Source organism: Streptomyces sp. NPDC006332 (genome assembly GCF_040612855.1).
Lineage (GTDB): Bacteria > Actinomycetota > Actinomycetes > Streptomycetales > Streptomycetaceae > Streptomyces.
Genome location: NZ_JBEXRA010000006.1, coordinates 207,956 through 227,467, shown reverse-complemented (window position 1 = coordinate 227,467; position 19,512 = coordinate 207,956). Strand labels below are relative to the sequence as shown.

Here is a 19,512-nt window from a genome sequence, read left to right as displayed (position 1 = left end):
TCGGAACGTCGCGGAATCGGTTTCTCACCGACTTGGCGGTGTTGACGCGACAACCGCTGCGGGCGGACACCCCCGACCCGTCCCCTTCGCGCCGTCCGCGAGTACGACAACCAGCGACCCTTGGTACGGGCCCGAGGCCCACTTTTTGACCCACCGAGACGGGTGGGTGGGTGGGCGAGAAGCGGGGGTCTGGGGGCGGAGCCCCCAGGGGCGCTCGCATCGGCGCAGGGTGCTGGACAAGCAGGGGCCGGTGGGCGGCCAGCCCAGCGCAGCGGGACGGCTCGAACATCCGCGCGTCAGGAGATAGCCTCCGGCCATGGCAAACGGGCAGTGGTACCCGCGGGACTGGCCTGACCGCATCCGTTCTCTCGCGGACGGCACGCTCACTCCGGTCACCCCCAGGCGCGCGGCCACCGTGATGCTCCTGAAGGACGTGGAGGGTGGCCCCGCCGTTCACATGCTGCGCAGACGCGCGTCCATGGCCTTCGCGGGGGGTGCGTACGCGTACCCGGGCGGTGGCGTGGACCCCCGCGACGACGACCACCAGGTCCACTGGGCGGGCCCCACGCGCGCGTGGTGGGCGGACAGGCTGGGCGTGGCGGAGAGTGAGGCCCAGGCGATCGTCTGCGCTGCCGTACGGGAGACGTACGAGGAGGCGGGCGTCCTGCTCGCCGGTCCGGCCTCCGATTCCGTGGTCGGCGACACCACGGGCCCGGACTGGGAGGCCGACCGTGCCGCCCTGGTCGCCCGGGACCTCTCCTTCGCGGAGTTCCTGGAGCGCCGCGGCCTGGTCCTCCGCTCGGACCTGCTGGGTGCCTGGACCCGCTGGATCACCCCGGAGTTCGAGCCCCGCCGCTACGACACCTGGTTCTTCGTGGCCGCGCTCCCCGAGGGCCAGCGCACCCGGAACGCCTCCACGGAGGCTGACCGTACGGTGTGGATCCGACCGGCTGAGGCGGCGGCGTCGTACGACGAGGGCGAGCTGCTGATGATGCCGCCCACCATCGCGACCCTGCGCCAGCTGATTGAGTACGGCACGGCTGCCGAGGCGCTCGCAGCGGCGCCCGAGCGGGATCTGACGCCCGTACTGGCCCAGGCGCGCCTGGTGGACGGGGAGATCGTGCTGTCCTGGCCGGGGCACGACGAGTTCACCAAGCACATCCCGACCGACCAGCCGACCGGTGGAGCCACCGCATGACGGACGCAGCAGCCCTTCCCGGCCAGCCACGGGGCGGGGTCCTCTCGGGCCCCGCCACCCCGCGGGCCGTCAACGTCCTCGCGCCCAACGCCTCCGCGATGACGCTGGACGGGACGAACACCTGGGTGCTGTCCGAGCCCGGCTCCGAGCTGGCCGTGGTGGTCGATCCGGGGCCGTTGGACGAAGGGCACCTGCGCAGCGTCGTCGACGCCGCCGCGCAGGCGGGCAAGCGGATCGCTCTCACTCTCCTCACCCACGGACACCCGGACCACGCCGAGGGCGCCGCCCTCTTCGCCGAGCTGACCGGCACGAAGGTGCGGGCGCTGGACCCGGCGCTGCGGCTGGGGGAGGAGGGGCTGGGCGCCGGTGACGTGGTCGAGCTCGGCGGTCTGGAGCTGAGGGTGGTGGGGACGCCTGGGCACACCGCGGACTCCCTGTGCTTCCACCTCCCGGCCGACCGGGCCGTCCTGACCGGCGACACCGTCCTGGGGCGCGGTACGACCGTCGTGGCGCACCCTGACGGCCGTCTCGGGGACTACCTGGACTCCCTGCGGAGGCTCAGGTCCCTCACCGTCGACGACGGGGTGCACACGGTGCTTCCAGGTCACGGGCCGGTCCTGGAGGACGCCCAGGGTGCCGTCGAGTTCTACCTCGCCCACCGTGCCCACCGCCTCGCCCAGGTCGAGACGGCCGTGGAGGACGGCTACGCGGCCCCCGCCGAGGTGGTCGCCCATGTGTACGCCGATGTGGACCGGTCCCTGTGGCCGGCGGCCGAGCTGTCGGTACGGGCACAGCTGGAGTACCTGGAGGAGCACGGGCTCATCTGAGGAGCGCGCAGTCTTCGGGGGAGGGAAGAGCGACGAGGTCCCGTCTCACCAGGAGACGGGACCTCGTCGACGTACGGTCAGGAACGGTGTCAGCGCGAGCGCTTGGCGAGCCGCTCCACGTCCAGCAGGATCACGGCCCGCGCCTCCAGGCGCAGCCATCCGCGGCCCGCGAAGTCGGCCAGCGCCTTGTTCACGGTCTCGCGGGACGCGCCGACCAGCTGGGCCAGCTCCTCCTGCGTGAGGTCGTGGACGACGTGGATGCCCTCCTCGGACTGCACGCCGAAGCGGCGGGAGAGGTCGAGCAGCGCGCGGGCGACACGGCCGGGGACGTCCGAGAAGACCAGGTCGGACATCGCGTCGTTGGTGCGGCGCAGGCGGCGGGCGACGGCGCGCAGGAGGGCGCCGGCCACCTCGGGACGCACGTTCAGCCAGGGCTGGAGGTCGCCGTGGCCGAGGCCGAGCAGCTTGACCTCGGTCAGCGCGGTGGCGGTCGCCGTGCGCGGGCCCGGGTCGAAGAGGGACAGCTCGCCGATGAGCTCGCCGGGGCCGACCACGGCCAGCATGTTCTCGCGGCCGTCGGGGGAGGTGCGGTGAAGCTTGACCTTGCCCTCGGTGACGACATAGAGCCGGTCTCCGGGGTCGCCTTCGTGGAACAGCGAGTCACCGCGAGCGAGGGTCACCTCGCTCATGGAGGCGCGGAGCTCGGCGGCCTGCTCGTCGTCGAGGGCCGCGAAGAGCGGGTTGCGCCGCAGGACGTCGTCCACGAGTTCTCTCCTTGTCGACCTGCTCAGGGGATCTTGCTCCCCCTGTCTACCAGGGGACCTGGTTTCCCATTTAGCCGGACGGTCCAAACAGTGTGATCTGTCACAAGGATGCCGCACAGGTGTGCCGGGGTATGCGGCAGGGGTCCAATTGGAGGCCGATCTTCTGGGTCCGGGGCGGATGTCAGTGCCGGGCTCTAGGCTGGCCGGGTGTCCAAATAGCCGGTGGGAGCGCAGGCCAAGGGGGCTGGACGGGTGGCGGGGCAGCAGAATTCCGCTGTGGGCGAACAGGACTCCGGCGGCGGTAAGAATGCGACAAAAGCGACAAAGAAGGCTCCGGTGAAGAAGGTGAAGAAGGCGACGCCCAAGAAAGCTGCCCCGGCCAAGAAGGGTGCCCCGCTGAAGCAGGGTGCCTCGCTGAAGAAGGCGACCGTCGCGCCCGGGAAGACCGCCGTCCCGGTCAAGAAGGCGGCTGCGGCGAAGACCGTCGCCGCCCACCCGCCGAGCGGTGAGTCGCGCACCGCCCTCGTGCGCCGTGCCCGCCGGATCAACCGTGAACTCGCCGAGGTCTATCCGTACGCGCACCCGGAGCTGGACTTCGAGAATCCCTTCCAGCTGATCGTCGCCACTGTGCTGTCCGCGCAGACCACCGACTTGAGAGTCAATCAGACGACTCCCGCCCTCTTCGCCAAGTACCCCACTCCGGAGGACCTGGCCGCGGGCAACCCGGAGGAGGTCGAGGAGATCCTCCGGCCCACCGGCTTCTTCCGGGCCAAGACCAGGTCGGTCATAGGGCTGTCCAAGGCTCTCGTGGAGGACTTCGGGGGAGAGGTCCCCGGACGGCTCGAAGATCTCGTCAAGCTGCCCGGCGTGGGCCGCAAGACGGCTTTCGTGGTGCTCGGCAACGCCTTCGGGCGGCCCGGCGTCACCGTGGACACGCACTTCCAGCGGCTGGTGCGGCGCTGGCAGTGGACCGCCGAGACCGATCCCGACAAGATCGAGGCCGCCGTCGGCGCGCTCTTCCCCAAGAGTGACTGGACGATGCTGTCGCACCACGTGATCTTCCACGGCCGCCGTATCTGCCACGCCCGCAAGCCCGCCTGCGGCGCCTGCCCCATCGCCCCGCTCTGCCCGGCGTACGGCGAGGGCGAGACGGACCCGGAGAAGGCCAGGAAACTGCTCAAGTACGAGAAGGGCGGTTTCCCGGGCCAGCGACTGAAGCCTCCGCAGGCCTACTTGGACGCCGGCGGCAAACCCGCCCCGCCGCTGGGGGCCGGATGACCCGGCCCAGGCTCCACCCTTGTGCACGTCCACAGGAACGATCTCGAGGCCGTCGGGCGTTGGACCGAGCAGGACGACGGGGGTGGCGATGACGCGCGCGAGCAATACGCGGGGCGGCCCGGTGACGGTCAGCAAGGAAGGCCTGCCGGGCTGGCTGGATCCGGTGGTGCACACCGTGGAGACGGTCGAGCCGCCGCAGCTCAGCCGCTTCCTGCCGCCGGCGGACGGCGCGGGTCGGCAGTCCGCCGTCCTGATCCTCTTCGGTGAGGGTGAGCGCGGCCCCGAGCTACTGCTCATGGAGCGGGCGAGCTCACTGCGGTCGCACGCCGGGCAGCCGTCCTTCCCGGGCGGCGCGCTGGACCCGGAGGACGGCGACCCGAAGGGCGACGGCCCACTGCGGGCGGCGCTGCGCGAGGCCGAGGAGGAGACGGGGCTCGATCCATCAGGAGTCCAGCTCTTCGGCGTGCTGCCCCGGCTGTACATCCCGGTCAGCGGCTTCGTCGTCACGCCTGTGCTGGGCTGGTGGCGCGAGCCGTCCCCGGTGGGAGTGGTCGACCCGAACGAGACGGCGAGGGTCTTCACCGTCCCCGTGGCGGATCTCACGGACCCCGGCAACCGGGCCACGGCCGTTCACCCCAGCGGGCACGCGGGCCCGGCATTTCTGGTCGAATCGGCCCTGGTGTGGGGTTTCACAGCCGGAATCATCGACCGCCTGCTGCACTACGCGGGCTGGGAGCGCCCCTGGGACCGGGACAAGCAGGTCCCTCTCGACTGGCGTGCATGACACTGTGTCTGCCGTGCTGTGCAAAGTGATGAGGCGAGGCTCGAACCGGTGAACGCGCTGGACATCCTGTTGCTGGTCGCTGCCGTGTGGTTCGCGATCGTCGGCTATCGCCAGGGCTTCGTCGTCGGCATCCTGTCGGTGATCGGCTTTCTGGGCGGCGGTCTCGTCGCGGTCTACCTGCTCCCCGTCGTCTGGGACGCGGTGACCGACAACGCCGAGGTCGGCACCACCGCCGCCGTCGTCGCGGTCGTCGTCGTCATCGTCTGTGCCTCCGTCGGCCAGGCCCTGACCACCCACCTCGGCAACAAACTGCGCCGGTACATCACCTGGTCCCCGGCCCGCGCCCTCGACGCCACCGGCGGCTCCCTGGTCAACGTGGTCGCGATGCTGCTGGTCGCCTGGCTGATCGGCTCCGCCCTGGCCGGTACCACGCTGCCGACGCTGGGCAAGGAGGTCCGCAGCTCCAAGGTGCTCCTCGGGGTCGCCCAGGCGCTGCCCGACGAGGCGGACACCTGGTTCGCGGACTTCTCCTCCGTCCTCGCGCAGAACGGCTTCCCGCAGGTCTTCAGCCCGTTCTCGGACGAGCAGATCCCCGAGGTGCAGCCACCCGACCCGGCCCTTGCACGCAGCCCGGTCGCCTTCCGCGCCCAGCGCTCCATCGTGAAGGTCACGGGCACCGCCGAGAGCTGTGGCAAGGTCCTGGAGGGCACCGGCTTCGTCTTCGGGGACCGCCGCGTCATGACCAACGCGCACGTGGTCGGAGGGGTCGACGAGCCCACCGTCCAGATAGGCGGCGAGGGCAGGAGGTACGACGCCACGGTGGTCCTGTACGACTGGGAGCGCGACATCGCCGTGCTCGACGTACCGGACCTCAGCGCGCCCGCGCTGCGGTTCACCTCGCAGGACGCCGGTCGCGGGGACGGGGCGATCGTGGCGGGCTTCCCGGAGAACGGGGCGTACGACATCCGGGCCGCGCGCGTGCGCGGGCGCATCACGGCCAACGGCCCGGACATCTACCACCGCGGCACCGTCCGCCGCGATGTCTACTCCCTCTTCGCGACCGTCCGCCAGGGCAACTCCGGCGGCCCGCTGCTCACCCCCGACGGGAAGGTGTACGGCGTGGTGTTCGCGAAGTCCCTCGACAGCGCCCAGACGGGTTACGCGCTCACGGCCGACGAGATCCGACAGGACATCGACAAGGGGCGCACCGCGAACCAGCAGGTGGACAGCGACAGCTGCGCACTCTGAGGCCGGATTTCGAGGAACCCGGCCGGCAGAGGGAGTGTGGAAAAGGGCGGGGCGTCAGCCTCGCGGATGGCGCAGGCGTACCGAGACCCAGCGGGCCCGGCGGCGCAGGATGCGCGGAATGCCCACTCGGAGATCCGTGCCGTCCGGCATCGCCGGAGCACCGCCTCGCAGGTGGGAGCTCAGGCCCGAGGCCGAGCGTCGATTGCGTGCTGCGTCACCGTAGTCGTGCGTCCAGCCCATACCCCGACGTCTGCCCCCACCCCAAGGTCGATAACCGCCCCCAGGGCCCCCAATTGGCCTATGCGCCAGGCAATTGGCTATTCGTCGGACAGGTGTTCAGTTCCGGACACCTGTTGCAGCGGCCCGGTCACCGATCGGGTTCGGGATCCTTCAGCCAGTTGATCAGTTCGGTGGAGAAGGCGACCGGATCCTCCTCGTGCGGGAAGTGGCCCAGCCCGTCGAACAGCCGCCAACGGTACGGCGCTTCGACGTACGCCCCGGACCCGGCGGCGCTGCGCGTCCGCATCACGGGGTCGAGGGACCCGTGCAGGTGCAGGGTCGGGACCCGCACCGGCCGCTTCATGCGCCGGTTGAACTGAATGCCGTCCGGGCGGGCCAGGGAGCGGACCATCCAGCGGTACGGCTCGATCGAACAGTGCGCGGTCGACGGAATGCAGATCGCGCGGCGATACGTCTCCACCGCCTCGTCGTCCGGCAGCCTCGGGCCCGACCAGTCCCGGATGAGACGGGCGACGAGCGCGCCGTCGTCCGCGGTGAGCTGCCGCTCGGGGACCCAGGGGCGCTGGAAGCCCCAGATGTAGGAGCCGGCCCGCGTCTGCTTGACGTCCGCGAGCATCGCCGAGCGCCAGCGCCGCGGGTGCGGCATCGAGGAGACCGCGAGTCGCCGTACGAGTTTCGGGCGCATCGCGGCCGCCGTCCACGCCAGATAGCCGCCGAGGTCATGGCCGACCAGCGCGGCGTCCGGCTCGCCGAGGGAGCGGATCACGCCGGTGACGTCGAGGGCGAGGTTGGCCGGGTCGTAGCCGCGCGGGGTCCGGTCGCTGCCGCCGACGCCGCGCAGGTCCATGGCGACGGCCCGGTAGCCCGCGTCGGCGAGTGCGGTCAGCTGGTGCCGCCAGGTCCACCAGAACTGGGGGAAGCCGTGCAGCAGCAGCACCAGCGGCCCGTCACCCAGCTCGGCGATGTGGAAGCGCGCGCCGTTGGCGGCGACGTCCCGGTGGATCACCTCTCGCCCGCCGGGGATGTCGACACGTACGACCGAGGCTGGTTGCGCCGATGAGCCGGCGGGGTCCGTCATGAGGACGAGCGTGCCACAGCCTCGATGGCCTTCGCGTCCGGGACCCGGTCCTCCAGGGAAGGCCGCGGGTGCGGTTTGGCGTTCTGCAGGACGCCCGCCGTCTCCTTCATCGACGCGGCGACCTTCTGTGGTCCCTGGCTCTTCTTGGCCTTCTTCGCGAAGACCACGCCGATCAGCGCGAGCAGGCCGGCCAGCAGCACGTTGGCCGCGAAGGACAGCAGGAAGCAGACCGCCAGGTTCCACCCGCTCCAGGTCCGGATGCCGTACGCCAGCGCGAAGTTCAGCATCGGCAGCGAGAACAGCAGCACCGCACCGGCCACCATGAAGGCGCCGCCGCTGGTCGCGCCGCGCTTGACGTCATGCCTGAGCTGCGCCTTCGCCAGTGCGATCTCGTCGTGCACCAGCGCGGACATCTCGGTCGTCGCCGAGGCGAACAGTTGGCCGATGCTGCGTTCGGCGCCGACCGGGCTGCCGTCGGGTGCACTCATCGCGATCTCCCTCTTCTGCCTGACGTCCGCCGGGCTGGTGCCCGACCTCCATCCGGCGTGTGCCTGCTGTGTACGGTCCTTCTGCACGGTCCTTTTGTACCGTCCCGTCAGATCATGCCGGACGGTCGTTCTCCTCGCCTGCCCCGCCCATCACTTTGGCAAGTCCGCTCGCTCGGCGGCCGTCCGTTCCGCGGCCTTCTGCTCGGCGATCCGGCGGTGCTCGGCGGCCTTGCGGTCGTAGATGTCGGCCATCCGCAGGTGGTAGGCCGGGTCGTCCTCCTCGTAGATGTCCGGGATGCCGTCGAGGTCGTCGTCGCGCTCCTCGGCCTCCCACAGCCTGCGGTACTTGGCGTTCCGTATCTTCAGCAGCACCGTCGCCAGCAGGGCCGCGATGAGGGATCCGGTCAGGACGGCGGCCTTGACCTCGTCCGTCAGCGCCGCGTCGCCCTCGAAGGCCAGCTCCCCGATCAGCAGGGAGACGGTGAAGCCGATGCCGGCCAGGGTCGCCACCGCGAACAGGTCCGCCCACTGGAGGTCGTCGCTGAGCGAGGCCCGGGTGAAGCGGGCCGTCAGCCAGGTCCCCCCGAAGATGCCGACCGTCTTGCCCGCGACCAGTCCGAGGACCACACCGAGCGTCTCCGGTCGGCGGAACACCTCGCCGAGCGCCCCGCCGGAGAGGGAGACGCCCGCGCTGAACAGCGCGAACAGCGGCACGGCCAGGCCCGCCGACAGCGGCCGTACGAGATGCTCGATGTGCCCGCCGGGTGAGTGCGCCTCGCCTTCGCGGGTCGTGCAGCGCAGCATCAGTCCCATCGCGACGCCCGCGATGGTGGCGTGGACCCCGCTGTTGTACATGAGCGCCCAGTTGACGAGCGCGAGCGGGACGTACACGTACCACCCGCGCACGCCCAGCCTCAGCAGCAGCCAGAAGACGGCGAGGCCGACGGCGGCGCCGCCGAGTGCGACGAAGTCGATCGTGTCGGTGAAGAAGACGGCGATGATCAGGATGGCGAAGAGGTCGTCGACGACGGCGAGCGTCAGCAGGAACGCGCGCAGGGCGCTCGGCAGGGACGTACCGATGACGGCGAGTACCGCCAGCGCGAAGGCGATGTCGGTGGCGGTGGGGACGGCCCAGCCCTGGAGCGAGCCGCCGCCGGTGATGTTGGTGAGCGTGTAGACCAGCGCCGGTACGGCCATCCCGCACAGGGCCGCCACGACCGGCAGGGCGGCCGCCCTGGGGTCGTGGAGGTCACCGGCGACCAGCTCGCGCTTGAGTTCGATGCCGGCCACGAAGAAGAAGACCGCGAGCAGTCCGTCGGCGGCCCAGTGCGCGATCGAGAGGTTCAGGCCGAGAGCCTCGGGTCCGAGGTGGAAGTGGCTGACGCTCTCGTAACTGTCGTGCAGCGCCGGGACGTTCGCCCAGGTCAGTGCGGCGACGGTGGCGATGAGCAGCAGCACGCCTCCGACGGTCTCGGTGCGCAGCGCGTCCGCCACATAGGTCCGCTCGGGCAGGGACAGGCGTCCGAGAACCTTGCGGGCGGGGCTGGTGGGGGGCGCGGCCACGAGAAAGACCTCCGGTCGGCGGGCAGGACGGAACACTTGCCGACCAGACTTCCCGGCGCACCTATGTGGTCAGCCTACCTACGATGCGCGAGGAGTAATACGGCGATCCTCACATTAGGTGCGAAAGGGGCGCCCGGCGTACTTGTCACCAGGTGCCCCCCATCGCCGTACCTATGCGCCGCAGGCATGCGTCCTACGTGTGCGCCGTACCTCTGCTCAGTCCTCGCTGGGCGCGGCCGGGAGCTTGTTCTGGATGAGGTCCATGACCGTCGAGTCCGTCAGGGTCGTCACGTCTCCGAGCTGGCGGTTCTCGGCGACATCCCGCAGCAGTCGGCGCATGATCTTGCCGGAGCGGGTCTTCGGCAGCTCCGCGACCGGCAGGATCCGCTTGGGCTTGGCGATCGGGCCGAGGGCGGTGCCGACATGGTTGCGCAGGTCGGCGACGAGACCCTCGTCGTCGGCGTCGGCCGTGCCGCGCAGGATGACGAAGGCGACGATCGCCTGGCCAGTGGTCTCGTCCGCCGCCCCGACCACGGCCGCCTCGGCGACCGACGGGTGGGACACCAGTGCCGACTCGACCTCGGTGGTGGAGATGTTGTGCCCGGACACGAGCATCACGTCGTCCACCCGGCCCAGCAGCCAGATGTCGCCGTCGTCGTCCTTCTTCGCGCCGTCACCGGCGAAGTACTTGCCCGCGAAGCGCGACCAGTAGGTGTCGAGGAAGCGCTGGTCGTCGCCCCAGATGGTGCGCAGCATCGACGGCCACGGCTCGGTGAGCACGAGGTAGCCACCGCCACCGTCGGGCACCTCGTTCGCCTCGTCGTCGACGACGGTCGCGGAGATGCCGGGCAGCGGGGTCTGCGCGGAGCCGGGCTTGGTCGCGGTGACACCGGGCAGCGGCGAGATCATCATCGCGCCGGTCTCGGTCTGCCACCAGGTGTCGACGATCGGGGTCCGGTCGGCGCCGATGTGCTTGCGGTACCAGATCCAGGCCTCGGGGTTGATGGGCTCGCCGACCGAGCCGAGCACCCTGAGGCTGCTGAGGTCGAACTTCGCGGGGATGTCGTCGCCCCACTTCATGAACGTACGGATCGCGGTCGGCGCGGTGTACAGGATGGTGACCCCGTACTTCTGCACGATCTCCCAGAAGCGGCCCTGGTGCGGGGTGTCCGGGGTGCCCTCGTACATGACCTGGGTCGCGCCGTTGGCCAGCGGGCCGTAGACGATGTACGAGTGCCCGGTGACCCAGCCGACGTCGGCGGTGCACCAGTAGACGTCGGTCTCCGGCTTCAGGTCGAAGACGGCGTGGTGGGTGTAGGCGGTCTGGGTGAGGTAGCCGCCGGAGGTGTGCAGGATGCCCTTCGGCTTACCCGTCGTACCGGACGTGTACAGGATGAACAGCGGGTGCTCGGCCCCGAACGCCTCGGGAGTGTGCTCGGCGGACTGCCGCTCGACGATCTCGTGCCACCAGACGTCGCGGCTGTCGTTCCAGGCGACCTCCTGGCCGGTCCGGCGGACCACCAGCACGTGGTCCACGTTGCCGGCCCGCTCGACCGCGTCGTCCACGGCCGGCTTCAGCGCGGACGGCTTGCCCCGCCGCCAGCCGCCGTCGGTGGTGATGACGACCTTGGCGTCGGCGTCCTGGATGCGCTTGGCGAGGGCGTCCGCCGAGAAGCCGCCGAAGACGACGGAGTGCGCGGCACCGATCCGGGCGCACGCGAGCATCGCGACGGCCGTCTCGGGGATCATCGGCATGTAGACGGCGACCCGGTCGCCCTTCTGGACTCCCAGCTCCAGCAGGGCGTTCGCGGCCTTGGAGACCTCGTCCTTGAGCTCGGCGTAGGTGATCGCGCGGCTGTCGCCGGGCTCCCCCTCGAAGTGGATGGCGACCCGGTCGCCGTTACCGGCCTCCACGTGCCGGTCCACGCAGTTGTACGCGACATTGAGCTCGCCGTCCTTGAACCACTTGGCGAACGGCGGGTTCGACCAGTCCAGCGTCTCGGTCGGCTCCTTGGCCCAGGTCAGCCGACGGGCCTGCTCGGCCCAGAAGCCCAGCCTGTCAGCCTTGGCCTGCTCATACGCCTCCGCGGTGACGTTGGCGTTCGCGGCCAGGTCGGCGGGGGGCGCGAACCTGCGCTCCTCACGCAGCAGGTTGGCCAGGCTTTCGTTGCTCACGACTTCTCCCTTTCTCAGGGTTGTCCGCTGTGTCCCAGGCCACAGCTCATCAGACCCGGGGGGCCGGTGACAAGGCCCGACGGACAATTGGTTTAGACCTGTTGTGCGGCGATTTTCGATGCCGGCTCATTCGTACCCACGGACGCCGACCAGGCCGAGTTCAGCGCCTGTAACGCGCTTCACACTCCGGCAGGTGTGAGCCGGACATGAGGTGGCCGTGACCGCAGCGACGGTCACGGCCACCCCGGTTCACCTCACACCGACAGCTCCGCCGCCCGCACATGGTGGAAGACGCCGCCCTCGTCCGCCTCGGTGAGCAGATACGCCTGCGCCTCGCCCACGTGGAAATACATCCCGTGCAGCTCCAGCGCCCCGTCCCGCAGAGCCCGGGCCACCGACTCATGGGTGCGCAGATGTTCCAGCTGCTGCACCACGTTGGTCAGGCAGAGCTGCTCCACCGCGTCCGCGGGTGACCGTCCGGCGAGCCGGGCCCCCGACCGGGTGGCGTCGGCCATGCGTTCCAGGCTCGGCAGCCCGTGCCGCAGCCACCGCTTGAGCGGGGTCCGGGCGCCGCCGGGCTCGGAGTTGATCAGCGCCTGCATGGCCCCGCACCCGGAGTGCCCGCACACCGTGATGGACCGCACCTGCAGCACGTCCACCGCGTACTCGATCGCGGCCGCCACCGAGTCGTCGCCGCTCTCCTCGCCGGGGAGGGGGACGAGGTTGCCCACGTTGCGCACCACGAACAGGTCGCCGGGGCCGCTGGAGGTGATCATCGAGGTGACCAGCCGTGAGTCGGCGCAGGTGAGGAACAGCTGGGACGGCCGCTGCCCCTCGCGTGCCAGCCGGGCCAGCTCGCCCCGCACCAGCGGTGCGGTGTTGCGCTGGAACGCGCTGATGCCGCGCGCCAGGTCATGCCCGCTCGGCTCGGCGGACCCGCCCGGCCCGCCCGGGTGCCCGCCATGGGCCGGAGAGGAGCCGGGTCGCGGGCGGTCGCACTGGTGGTTGCGCCAGGGGGTCCACGGACGGCAGCGGCACCCGGCGGTGCTGGTCGCAGCCGCGGCGCTCCCGTCCTCGATGAGCTGGCCGGTCCTGCTTCCGGGCTCGCCGATCCGTACGTCGGCGCGGCGGCCGGTGATGTCGACGGAGCCGCCCTGCGCGATGTGCGTCTTCTGCCAGTCCTGCAGTGACTCGTAAGCCGCGTGGTCCATGAACGAGCCGTCCAACTCCACGACGGCGTGGGTGCCTTGGGGAACGAGATGCAGGGCCCGACTGAGCCGGGGCACCGCGAGGAACGTCAACTGGCCTCGTACGTGGACGTAGTGGACTCCTTCCTTCTCGTCGTGGGCGATGCGGGTGCGGGTCAGGCGGTGCAGGGCGACGGCGACGGCGACGGCGACGCCGAGCAGCACGCCCGCCAGAACGCCGAGCACGACCACGCCGAGTGTGGTGACGGCGTACACCAGCACTTCTCGGTGGCGCGTCACTGTGCGGATGTGGTGCAGGGACACCATCTGGATGCCGACGGCCATCACCAGGGCAGCGAGCGAGGCGAGCGGGATGCGTTCCAGGATCGGGACCAACAGCAGCGCGGCGACTACTACGAGAACGCCGTGCAGCATCGTGGAGTTCCGGCTGACGGCACCGGCCCGCACATTCGCGGAACTCCGGACGGCGACCCCGGCGACCGGAAGTCCGCCGAGCGATCCGGAGACGATGTTGGCGGCGCCCTGTCCGAGCAGTTCGCGGTCCAGGCGGGAGCGACCGACCCGGGAAGGCAGGCCGGGGCGGCCGGCCACCAGCTTGTCCACGGCGACCGCACCGAGCAGTGACTGCACACTGCACACCAGCGTGGTGGTGAGCACGGCGGCGACCAGCCCGAGCGCCGGGCCCTCGGGCAGCCCGGCCAGTGCGTGGCTGCTCCAGGACGGCAGGTCGACCCTGGGCAGGGCGAGCCCGGCGAGGTGCGCGGTGACGGTGGCCCCGCTGACGGCGACGAGCGCGGCGGGAACCTTGCGCAGCACCGACCCCGCGCGGCCGGGGATCCGCGGCCAGAGCAGCAACAGGGCCAGAGTCAGCGCGCTCGCCGACGCGGCGGCCGGACGCAGGTTCGCCAACTGGGCGGGCAGCGCGCGGAGGTTGTCGAGGACGGCGCTCTGCGGGGTGCCGCCGAGGACGATGTGCAGTTGGGCGACGGCGATGGTGACGCCGATGCCGGCGAGCATGCCGTGCACGATGGCGGGGCTGACCGCCAGGGCCGTGCGGGCCACGCGCAGGCAGCCGAGGCCGAGTTGGGCGAGACCGGCGAGCACCGTGATGGCGCAGGTCGTCCGCCAGCCGTAGCGGTGGATGAGGTCGGCGGTGACCACGGTGAGTCCGGCGGCGGGCCCGCTGACCTGGAGCGGGGAGCCGCCGAACCGTCCGGCGACGATCCCGCCGACGGCGGCGGCGACGAGGCCGGCCTGGAGGGGCGCGCCGGTGGCGAGGGCGATGCCGAGGGACAGGGGGAGGGCGATCAGGAAGACCGCTACGGAGGCCGACACGTCGGCTCCCTCGATGCGGAAGCGGCGTGGTGGGGTCGGCGGTGGGCTGTGGGGTGGGTGGACGTGCTTCGTACGACTCGGGTCTGTGGTGCGGGTGGGGACGCAGGCTGACATGTTCCCGTCTCCTCCGGGGCGGCGCGGTCGCGGTGTGCGGCCGTCGGGCACGACGTACAGCGGCGGGATGGATCAACTCTTGGTAAACGAATCGTAATGCAGAGTAAAGGTCAAGCATGGACTTTAGCGGCAAATGGGTTAAGCAATCACCGTGATGAGTGAACCGGTCTTTTTATCGGCTTGTCGTATTAATTCCTTTTTCCCTCTCGTGCGACCTTGACGGCGCACCACACCGCACGCGCCCTGATCGGCGTCGGTCCGAGAGAAGGAAGAAGGTGGGCGGACATGGCCGTCACCCAGAGGATCATCGCGGGGACCGTGGCAGCCACGGCCTGTGCCGCTTCGCTCGCCGGCTGCGTGATCGGTACCGACGGCGCCGAGACAGGGGCGCGGGACGGGCAGAAGGCGAAGCCGGCCCAGGCGCCCAAGAGCATGGTCCGCCTGATCGGCGACGGTTCCACCGCGTACACCGGGGCGCAGCCGCACCTGCCCAGACCCGAACGCCTCAAGCCCGGCGAGAAGCCGCCGCAGTTCGTGGTGTTCTCCTGGGACGGCGCCGGCGAGGACAGTCAGCGGCTGTTCTCCCACTTCCGCCAGGTCGCCAAGGCGAACGACGCGACGATGACCTACTTCCTCAGCGGTGTGTACATGCTGCCGACGGAGAAGCGCGAGCTCTACCGGCCCCCACAGCATTCCCCGGGCCGCTCGGACATCGGCTTCAACGACGAGCAGGGCATCGCCGACACCGTGAAGCAGTTGCGCCTGGCGTGGTTGGAGGGCAACGAGATCGGCACCCACTTCAACGGGCACTTCTGCGGCAGCGGCGGCGGGGTCGGCGAGTGGTCGGTGGACGACTGGAAGGACGAGATCGCGCAGGCGAAGCAGTTCGTGAAGTCCTGGAAGACCAACACCGGCATGAAGAAGGCCTCGCCGCTGCCCTTCGACTACGACAAGGAGCTGATCGGCGCCCGCACGCCCTGTCTGGAGGGCCAGGAGAACTTCATGAAGGCGGCCGGCGACCTGGGATTCCGTTACGACACCAGCGGTGTCGACAACCAGGTCTGGCCGAAGAAGAGAAACGGCCTGTGGGATCTGTCCATGCAGCTGGTGCCCTTCCCAGGCCACTCCTACGAGACCTTGACCATGGATTACAACTTCATGGTCAACCAGTCCGGCACCAGGACCCAGGGTGACCCCGCCAAGTACGACTTCTGGGGCGACCAGATGCGCGACGGCCTGCTCATGGGCTTCAGCCGGGCCTACGACGGCAACCGCGCGCCCCTGATCATCGGCAACCACTTCGAGTCCTGGAACGGCGGCACCTACATGCGGGCCGTAGAGGAGGTCGTCGAGCGGGTGTGCAACAAGCCGGACGTGCGCTGTGTCTCCTTCCGGCAACTCGCCGACTGGCTGGACGCCCAGGACCCGCAGACCCTTCACCGGTTGCGCGCCCTGAACGTCGGCGAGGCCCCGAAGCAGGGCTGGGCGTCCTTCCTGTCGGGCCGCCCAGCCCCGGCGCCGAAGGGCGTACCCGAGGCGTCGGCGGCCAATTGACGCCCTCGCCTGCCCGAGGGCAGGCGATTCCGGTCCGCACCGCTACGCGGTACCACCACGGGTTCCTGCTTCACTGGCCCTTGCCGGTCTCCGAGGAGCTCGGTCTTACAGGGGCCTCCACAGGCGTCACTTCCCGCCCGTCCGGCGGTAGATCCGACAACTTCGTCGTCGGATGAGACGATCTTAGATTGCTGCTGCGGCCCTCCGGGCCGCTACGGGCAGGATGCCCTACACCTCCACCCTGAAGGGTGGAGCACTGGGCAAGTGTTCGGTAGCGGCAGCGGTCCGGCCGTCGTCACCAGTGGCGGCGCGGCGTGCCGTCAGACCGCCGCCGCGACGCTCTCGCCGAGCACGAAGGAGGGGTCGACCTGTGCCGCCAGGTCGACCCCGGTGCGCTCGTTGCCCCACGACTGGGCGTTCTTCAGGTGGAAGTGCACCATCTGGCGCGTGTAGCGCTCCCAGTCGCGCAGTTGGTACGTGGCGTCGGCGGCTGTCCTCAGCCGGTGCAGAGCGCGGCGGTTGACGTCCTCCAGGAGCTCGAACCGGGGCGGCCGGCCCTTCTCCAGCGCGCGCACCCAGTCCGAGTGCCCGACCGTCACCAGCAGGTCGTCCCCGACTTCGGCGCGGAGGAAGTCGAGGTCGTCCTGGCCCTGCACCTTGTTGCCGACGACCTTCAGCACGACGCCGAAGTCGCGGGCGTAGTCCTTGTACTGGCGATAGACGGAGACCCCCTTCCGGGTCGGCTCGGCGACGAGGAACGTGATGTCGAAGCGGGTGAACATGCCGGAGGCGAAGGAGTCCGAGCCGGCCGTCATGTCGACCACGACGTACTCGTCGGGGCCGTCCACCAGGTGGTTCAGGAACAGCTCCACCGCTCCCGTCTTGGAGTGGTAGCAGGCGACCCCCAGGTCGGCGTCCGTGAAGGGGCCCGTGACCATCAAACGGACGGTGTCACCGTCGAGTTCCACCGGCCGCGCGCAGGAGTCGTAGACCGGATTGTCCTCGCCCACCCGCAGCAGCCGGGAGCCCTCACCGGGCGGGGTCGTCTTGATCATCGTGTCGGCGGAGGCGATGCGCGGGTTCGAGCCGCGCAGGTAGTCCTTGATCAGAGGCAGTCGCTCGCCCATGGCGGGCAGCGCCGCGGCCTGCGCCTCGTCGAGGCCGAGTGCCGGCCCCAGATGCTGGTTGATGTCGGCGTCGACGGCGACGACCGGCGCGCCCGCGGTCGCGAGGTGGCGGATGAACAGGGAGGACAGAGTGGTCTTGCCGCTGCCGCCCTTCCCGACGAAAGCAATTTTCATGTTCACCAAGAGTAGTGGGACGATAGCTGTATGTGTCAGGGGGCGTGAAGAAGACCACTCATTCGTGGCGTGTGAGGCTGGGATGCGTAGGGTCGTACTTATGAGTACGACAGGCGCGGCCGCCGATCCGCTCGCGGCCCTGGGCTCGCTGCCCGGTGTGGACGAATCCGTGGAATCCGTGCGCAAGTCCGTGGACCGGGTCTACGGACACCGGGTCATGCGGCGCCGCAGCAATGCAGTCACCTCCGAGGCGGCCCTGCGAGGAGCCCGCGGTTCGGCGGCGCTGTCCGGCGCGGACTGGGCCCTCGAAGAGGTGCGTCGGCGCACCGACTTCAGTGGTGACGACGAGGCGCGCGTCGTGGGCGCGGCCCTGCGGCTGACCGCCGAGGCGGGTCAGCTGCTGTCCATCTGGCGGCAGTCGCCGCTGCGGGTGCTGGCCCGGCTGCACCTGGTGGCGGCCGCGGCCAAGGGCGACGAGGACGAGGTCGGGCGTCCGCGGCAGGAGGGTGAGCCGGTCGACGAGCCGCTCATCGAGCTGCCGCCGCCGAGTGCGGCGGAGGTCTCCGGCCGTCTGGAGGGGCTCGCCGAGCTGATCATCGCGGGCGGTTCGGCCCCCGCGCTGGTCACGGCCGCCGTCGTGCACGGTGAACTCCTCGCGCTCAGGCCCTTCACCTCGCACAACGGTCTGGTTGCCCGCGCGGCCGAGCGCATCGTCCTGGTCGGCAGTGGACTGGACCCCAAATCGGTGTGTCCGGCGGAGGTGGGTCACGCCGAACTGGGGCGCGCCTCCTACGTGGCGGCGCTCGACGGCTATGTCTCCGGAACTCCGGAGGGCATGGCCGCCTGGATCGCCCACTGCGGCCGGTCGATCGAGCTGGGCGCGCGTGAGTCGACGGCGGTGTGCGAGGCACTGCAACGCGGGGCGGCGTAGGGAGAGTCCCGGAAAAGGGTTGCGGCGGTACGAGAGTTCGTACCGCCGCTGGCATGTTCACCGGGTTACCAAGCGTCCTCGATGTAGTGCCCATCAGGTCGGGAACTTTGCCCGTCACCTGGTGTGGCTGGCCCGTAATCGACGGGTCGACGTCGCGTGGGTGCTCGGTGTCCATGCTCGGTCCGTGGGGCCATGTGCGTGTGTGAAGGTGATCCTCTCGGATGTCCTTGGTCTCGCGGGCCGTTAACTTCTTTGTACTCCTGGGCCGGAGCAAGCGGAAGCCCCGACTGTGGTTCTTTACTCTTAGGTCGAAAGACCCGTCAATTGGGCACGAATGTGCACGCCCGCGCGCTCAGGCCGGAGCCGCGCGGCGCCGGTTCGCGTACCAGACGAGTCCCGCGGTGGCAGCCGCGGCACCTATCGCGGCGACCGCGACCAGAGCCGGGCGGGGCGGTACGGAGAACGCGGGGAACCGCTGCTTGAGCCGGACCGGCCGGTGGAAATCCAGAATCGGCCACTCGCGCGCCAGTGCTTCGCGGCGCAGCGCACGGTCCGGGTTCACCGCGTGGGGGTGGCCGACCGCCTCCAGCATCGGCAGGTCGGTCGCCGAGTCGCTGTAGGCGTAGCAGCGGTCGAGGTCGTACCCCTCCGACTCGGCCAGCTCCTTGACCGCCTCGGCCTTCGTCGGGCCGTACGCGTAGTACTCCACCTCGCCGGTGAAGCAGCCGTCGTCGCCCACCACCATGCGGGTCGCCACCACGCGGTCCGCGCCGAGCAGTTCACCGATCGGCTCGACCACCTCGGTGCCCGACGTGGACACGATCACGACGTCCCGGCCGGCCGTGTGGTGCTCCTCGATCAGGGAGGCGGCCTCGTCGTAGATGATCGGGTCGATGAGGTCGTGCAGGGTCTCGGCGACGATCTCCTTGACCTGCTGGACGTTCCAGCCGCGCACCAGCGCGGACAGATACTCGCGGGTGCGTTCCATCTGGTCGTGGTCCATACCGCCCACGAGGAAGACGAACTGGGCATAGGCGGTGCGCAGGGCGGCCCTGCGGTTGATCAGTCCGCCTTGGTAGAACGACTTGCTGAAGGTGAGCGTGCTCGACTTCGCAATGACCGTCTTGTCCAGGTCAAAGAAGGCCGCTGTGCGGGGCAAGGAGTGGTTTTCCACAACCCCGAGCATAGGCGCAGCCCATTCGGCGTAAGGTGGGCGCGTTGGTTTGCCTGGGAAGGCTCTCGGGTACACCATGGAAGTCACGGATCGTTCGCGACCGTGCTAACGCGGTCCGGCTCCTCCCCCCCCGAGTCGGCCGTGAAGGCGACCCCCGCTCTCCCCCCCGGCGGGGGTCGTCGCATGTCCGGGTGGGTTTTTCTCTTCTGTGCACGGCCGCGAGGCCGGACCGGGGCGGCTGCGGCCGCCTCT

The 19,512-nt window shown here is 70.2% G+C and carries 15 protein-coding genes and 1 pseudogene; 7 read left to right on the top strand and 9 right to left on the bottom strand.

Annotated features, from left to right (window positions below; all coding sequences use genetic code 11):
- Positions 1-316: 316 nt before the first annotated feature.
- Complete coding sequence (locus ABZ027_RS08580; protein WP_356765757.1) at positions 317-1,198, top strand: NUDIX hydrolase; 882 nt, start codon at positions 317-319, stop codon at positions 1,196-1,198.
- Positions 1,195-2,025, top strand: a complete 831-nt coding sequence (locus ABZ027_RS08575) for an MBL fold metallo-hydrolase (RefSeq protein WP_356765755.1) — start codon at positions 1,195-1,197, stop codon at positions 2,023-2,025. The genes ABZ027_RS08580 and ABZ027_RS08575 overlap by 4 nt, the downstream gene beginning before the upstream one ends.
- A gap of 89 nt (positions 2,026-2,114) precedes the next feature.
- Here the strand turns inward: ABZ027_RS08575 and ABZ027_RS08570 are convergent, their stop codons facing one another.
- The gene (locus ABZ027_RS08570; RefSeq protein ID WP_356765753.1) at positions 2,115-2,789 is read right to left on the bottom strand and encodes a Crp/Fnr family transcriptional regulator; all 675 of its coding nucleotides are present in this window, start codon (positions 2,787-2,789) and stop codon (positions 2,115-2,117) included.
- 345 nt (positions 2,790-3,134) lie between these two features.
- Between ABZ027_RS08570 and nth the strand changes: the two genes are divergently transcribed.
- The 3 genes from nth (at position 3,135) to ABZ027_RS08555 (ending at position 6,099) form a co-directional block, all read left to right on the top strand.
- Positions 3,135-4,067, top strand: a complete 933-nt coding sequence (gene nth / locus ABZ027_RS08565; protein WP_356765779.1) for an endonuclease III — start codon at positions 3,135-3,137, stop codon at positions 4,065-4,067.
- 88 nt (positions 4,068-4,155) lie between these two features.
- Entirely contained in the window at positions 4,156-4,851 is a 696-nt protein-coding gene (locus ABZ027_RS08560) for a CoA pyrophosphatase (RefSeq protein ID WP_356765751.1), read from the top strand.
- Between the two features lie 48 nt (positions 4,852-4,899).
- The gene (locus tag ABZ027_RS08555; RefSeq protein WP_356765749.1) at positions 4,900-6,099 is read left to right on the top strand and encodes a MarP family serine protease; all 1,200 of its coding nucleotides are present in this window, start codon (positions 4,900-4,902) and stop codon (positions 6,097-6,099) included.
- Positions 6,100-6,153: 54 nt separating this feature from the next.
- Here the strand turns inward: ABZ027_RS08555 and ABZ027_RS08550 are convergent, their stop codons facing one another.
- The 6 genes and pseudogenes from ABZ027_RS08550 to ABZ027_RS08525 form a co-directional block, all read right to left on the bottom strand.
- A complete protein-coding gene (locus tag ABZ027_RS08550) occupies positions 6,154-6,339 on the bottom strand; it encodes a hypothetical protein (protein ID WP_356765746.1) in 186 nt (61 codons plus the stop codon).
- 127 nt (positions 6,340-6,466) lie between these two features.
- Positions 6,467-7,417: an alpha/beta hydrolase gene (locus ABZ027_RS08545; RefSeq protein ID WP_356765744.1), complete on the bottom strand. Its 951-nt coding sequence runs from the start codon at positions 7,415-7,417 to the stop codon at positions 6,467-6,469.
- Positions 7,414-7,905: a phage holin family protein gene (locus tag ABZ027_RS08540; protein ID WP_356765742.1), complete on the bottom strand. Its 492-nt coding sequence runs from the start codon at positions 7,903-7,905 to the stop codon at positions 7,414-7,416. Before ABZ027_RS08540 ends, ABZ027_RS08545 begins: the two co-directional genes overlap by 4 nt.
- A gap of 112 nt (positions 7,906-8,017) precedes the next feature.
- A pseudogene (nhaA, locus tag ABZ027_RS08535) lies at positions 8,018-9,468 on the bottom strand (Na+/H+ antiporter NhaA).
- Positions 9,469-9,684: 216 nt separating this feature from the next.
- Complete coding sequence (gene acs / locus ABZ027_RS08530) at positions 9,685-11,643, bottom strand: acetate--CoA ligase (RefSeq protein WP_356765740.1); 1,959 nt, start codon at positions 11,641-11,643, stop codon at positions 9,685-9,687.
- A gap of 254 nt (positions 11,644-11,897) precedes the next feature.
- The gene (locus ABZ027_RS08525) at positions 11,898-14,300 is read right to left on the bottom strand and encodes a SulP family inorganic anion transporter (protein WP_356765738.1); all 2,403 of its coding nucleotides are present in this window, start codon (positions 14,298-14,300) and stop codon (positions 11,898-11,900) included.
- Between the two features lie 285 nt (positions 14,301-14,585).
- Here ABZ027_RS08525 and ABZ027_RS08520 point away from each other — a divergent pair, with 285 nt between their 5' ends.
- Positions 14,586-15,854 carry a hypothetical protein gene (locus ABZ027_RS08520; RefSeq protein WP_356765736.1) on the top strand — a complete coding sequence of 423 codons (1,269 nt, stop codon included), beginning with the start codon at positions 14,586-14,588 and terminating at the stop codon, positions 15,852-15,854.
- Positions 15,855-16,174: 320 nt separating this feature from the next.
- On the opposite strand, the gene ABZ027_RS08515 is transcribed toward ABZ027_RS08520, so the two are convergent.
- Positions 16,175-17,155 carry an ATP-binding protein gene (locus ABZ027_RS08515; RefSeq protein WP_356765734.1) on the bottom strand — a complete coding sequence of 327 codons (981 nt, stop codon included), beginning with the start codon at positions 17,153-17,155 and terminating at the stop codon, positions 16,175-16,177.
- A 100-nt stretch (positions 17,156-17,255) separates the two neighbouring features.
- Between ABZ027_RS08515 and ABZ027_RS08510 the strand changes: the two genes are divergently transcribed.
- Positions 17,256-18,086 carry an oxidoreductase gene (locus ABZ027_RS08510; protein WP_356765732.1) on the top strand — a complete coding sequence of 277 codons (831 nt, stop codon included), beginning with the start codon at positions 17,256-17,258 and terminating at the stop codon, positions 18,084-18,086.
- Between the two features lie 352 nt (positions 18,087-18,438).
- Here the strand turns inward: ABZ027_RS08510 and ABZ027_RS08505 are convergent, their stop codons facing one another.
- Positions 18,439-19,272: an HAD family hydrolase gene (locus ABZ027_RS08505; protein ID WP_356765730.1), complete on the bottom strand. Its 834-nt coding sequence runs from the start codon at positions 19,270-19,272 to the stop codon at positions 18,439-18,441.
- Positions 19,273-19,512: the final 240 nt, after the last annotated feature.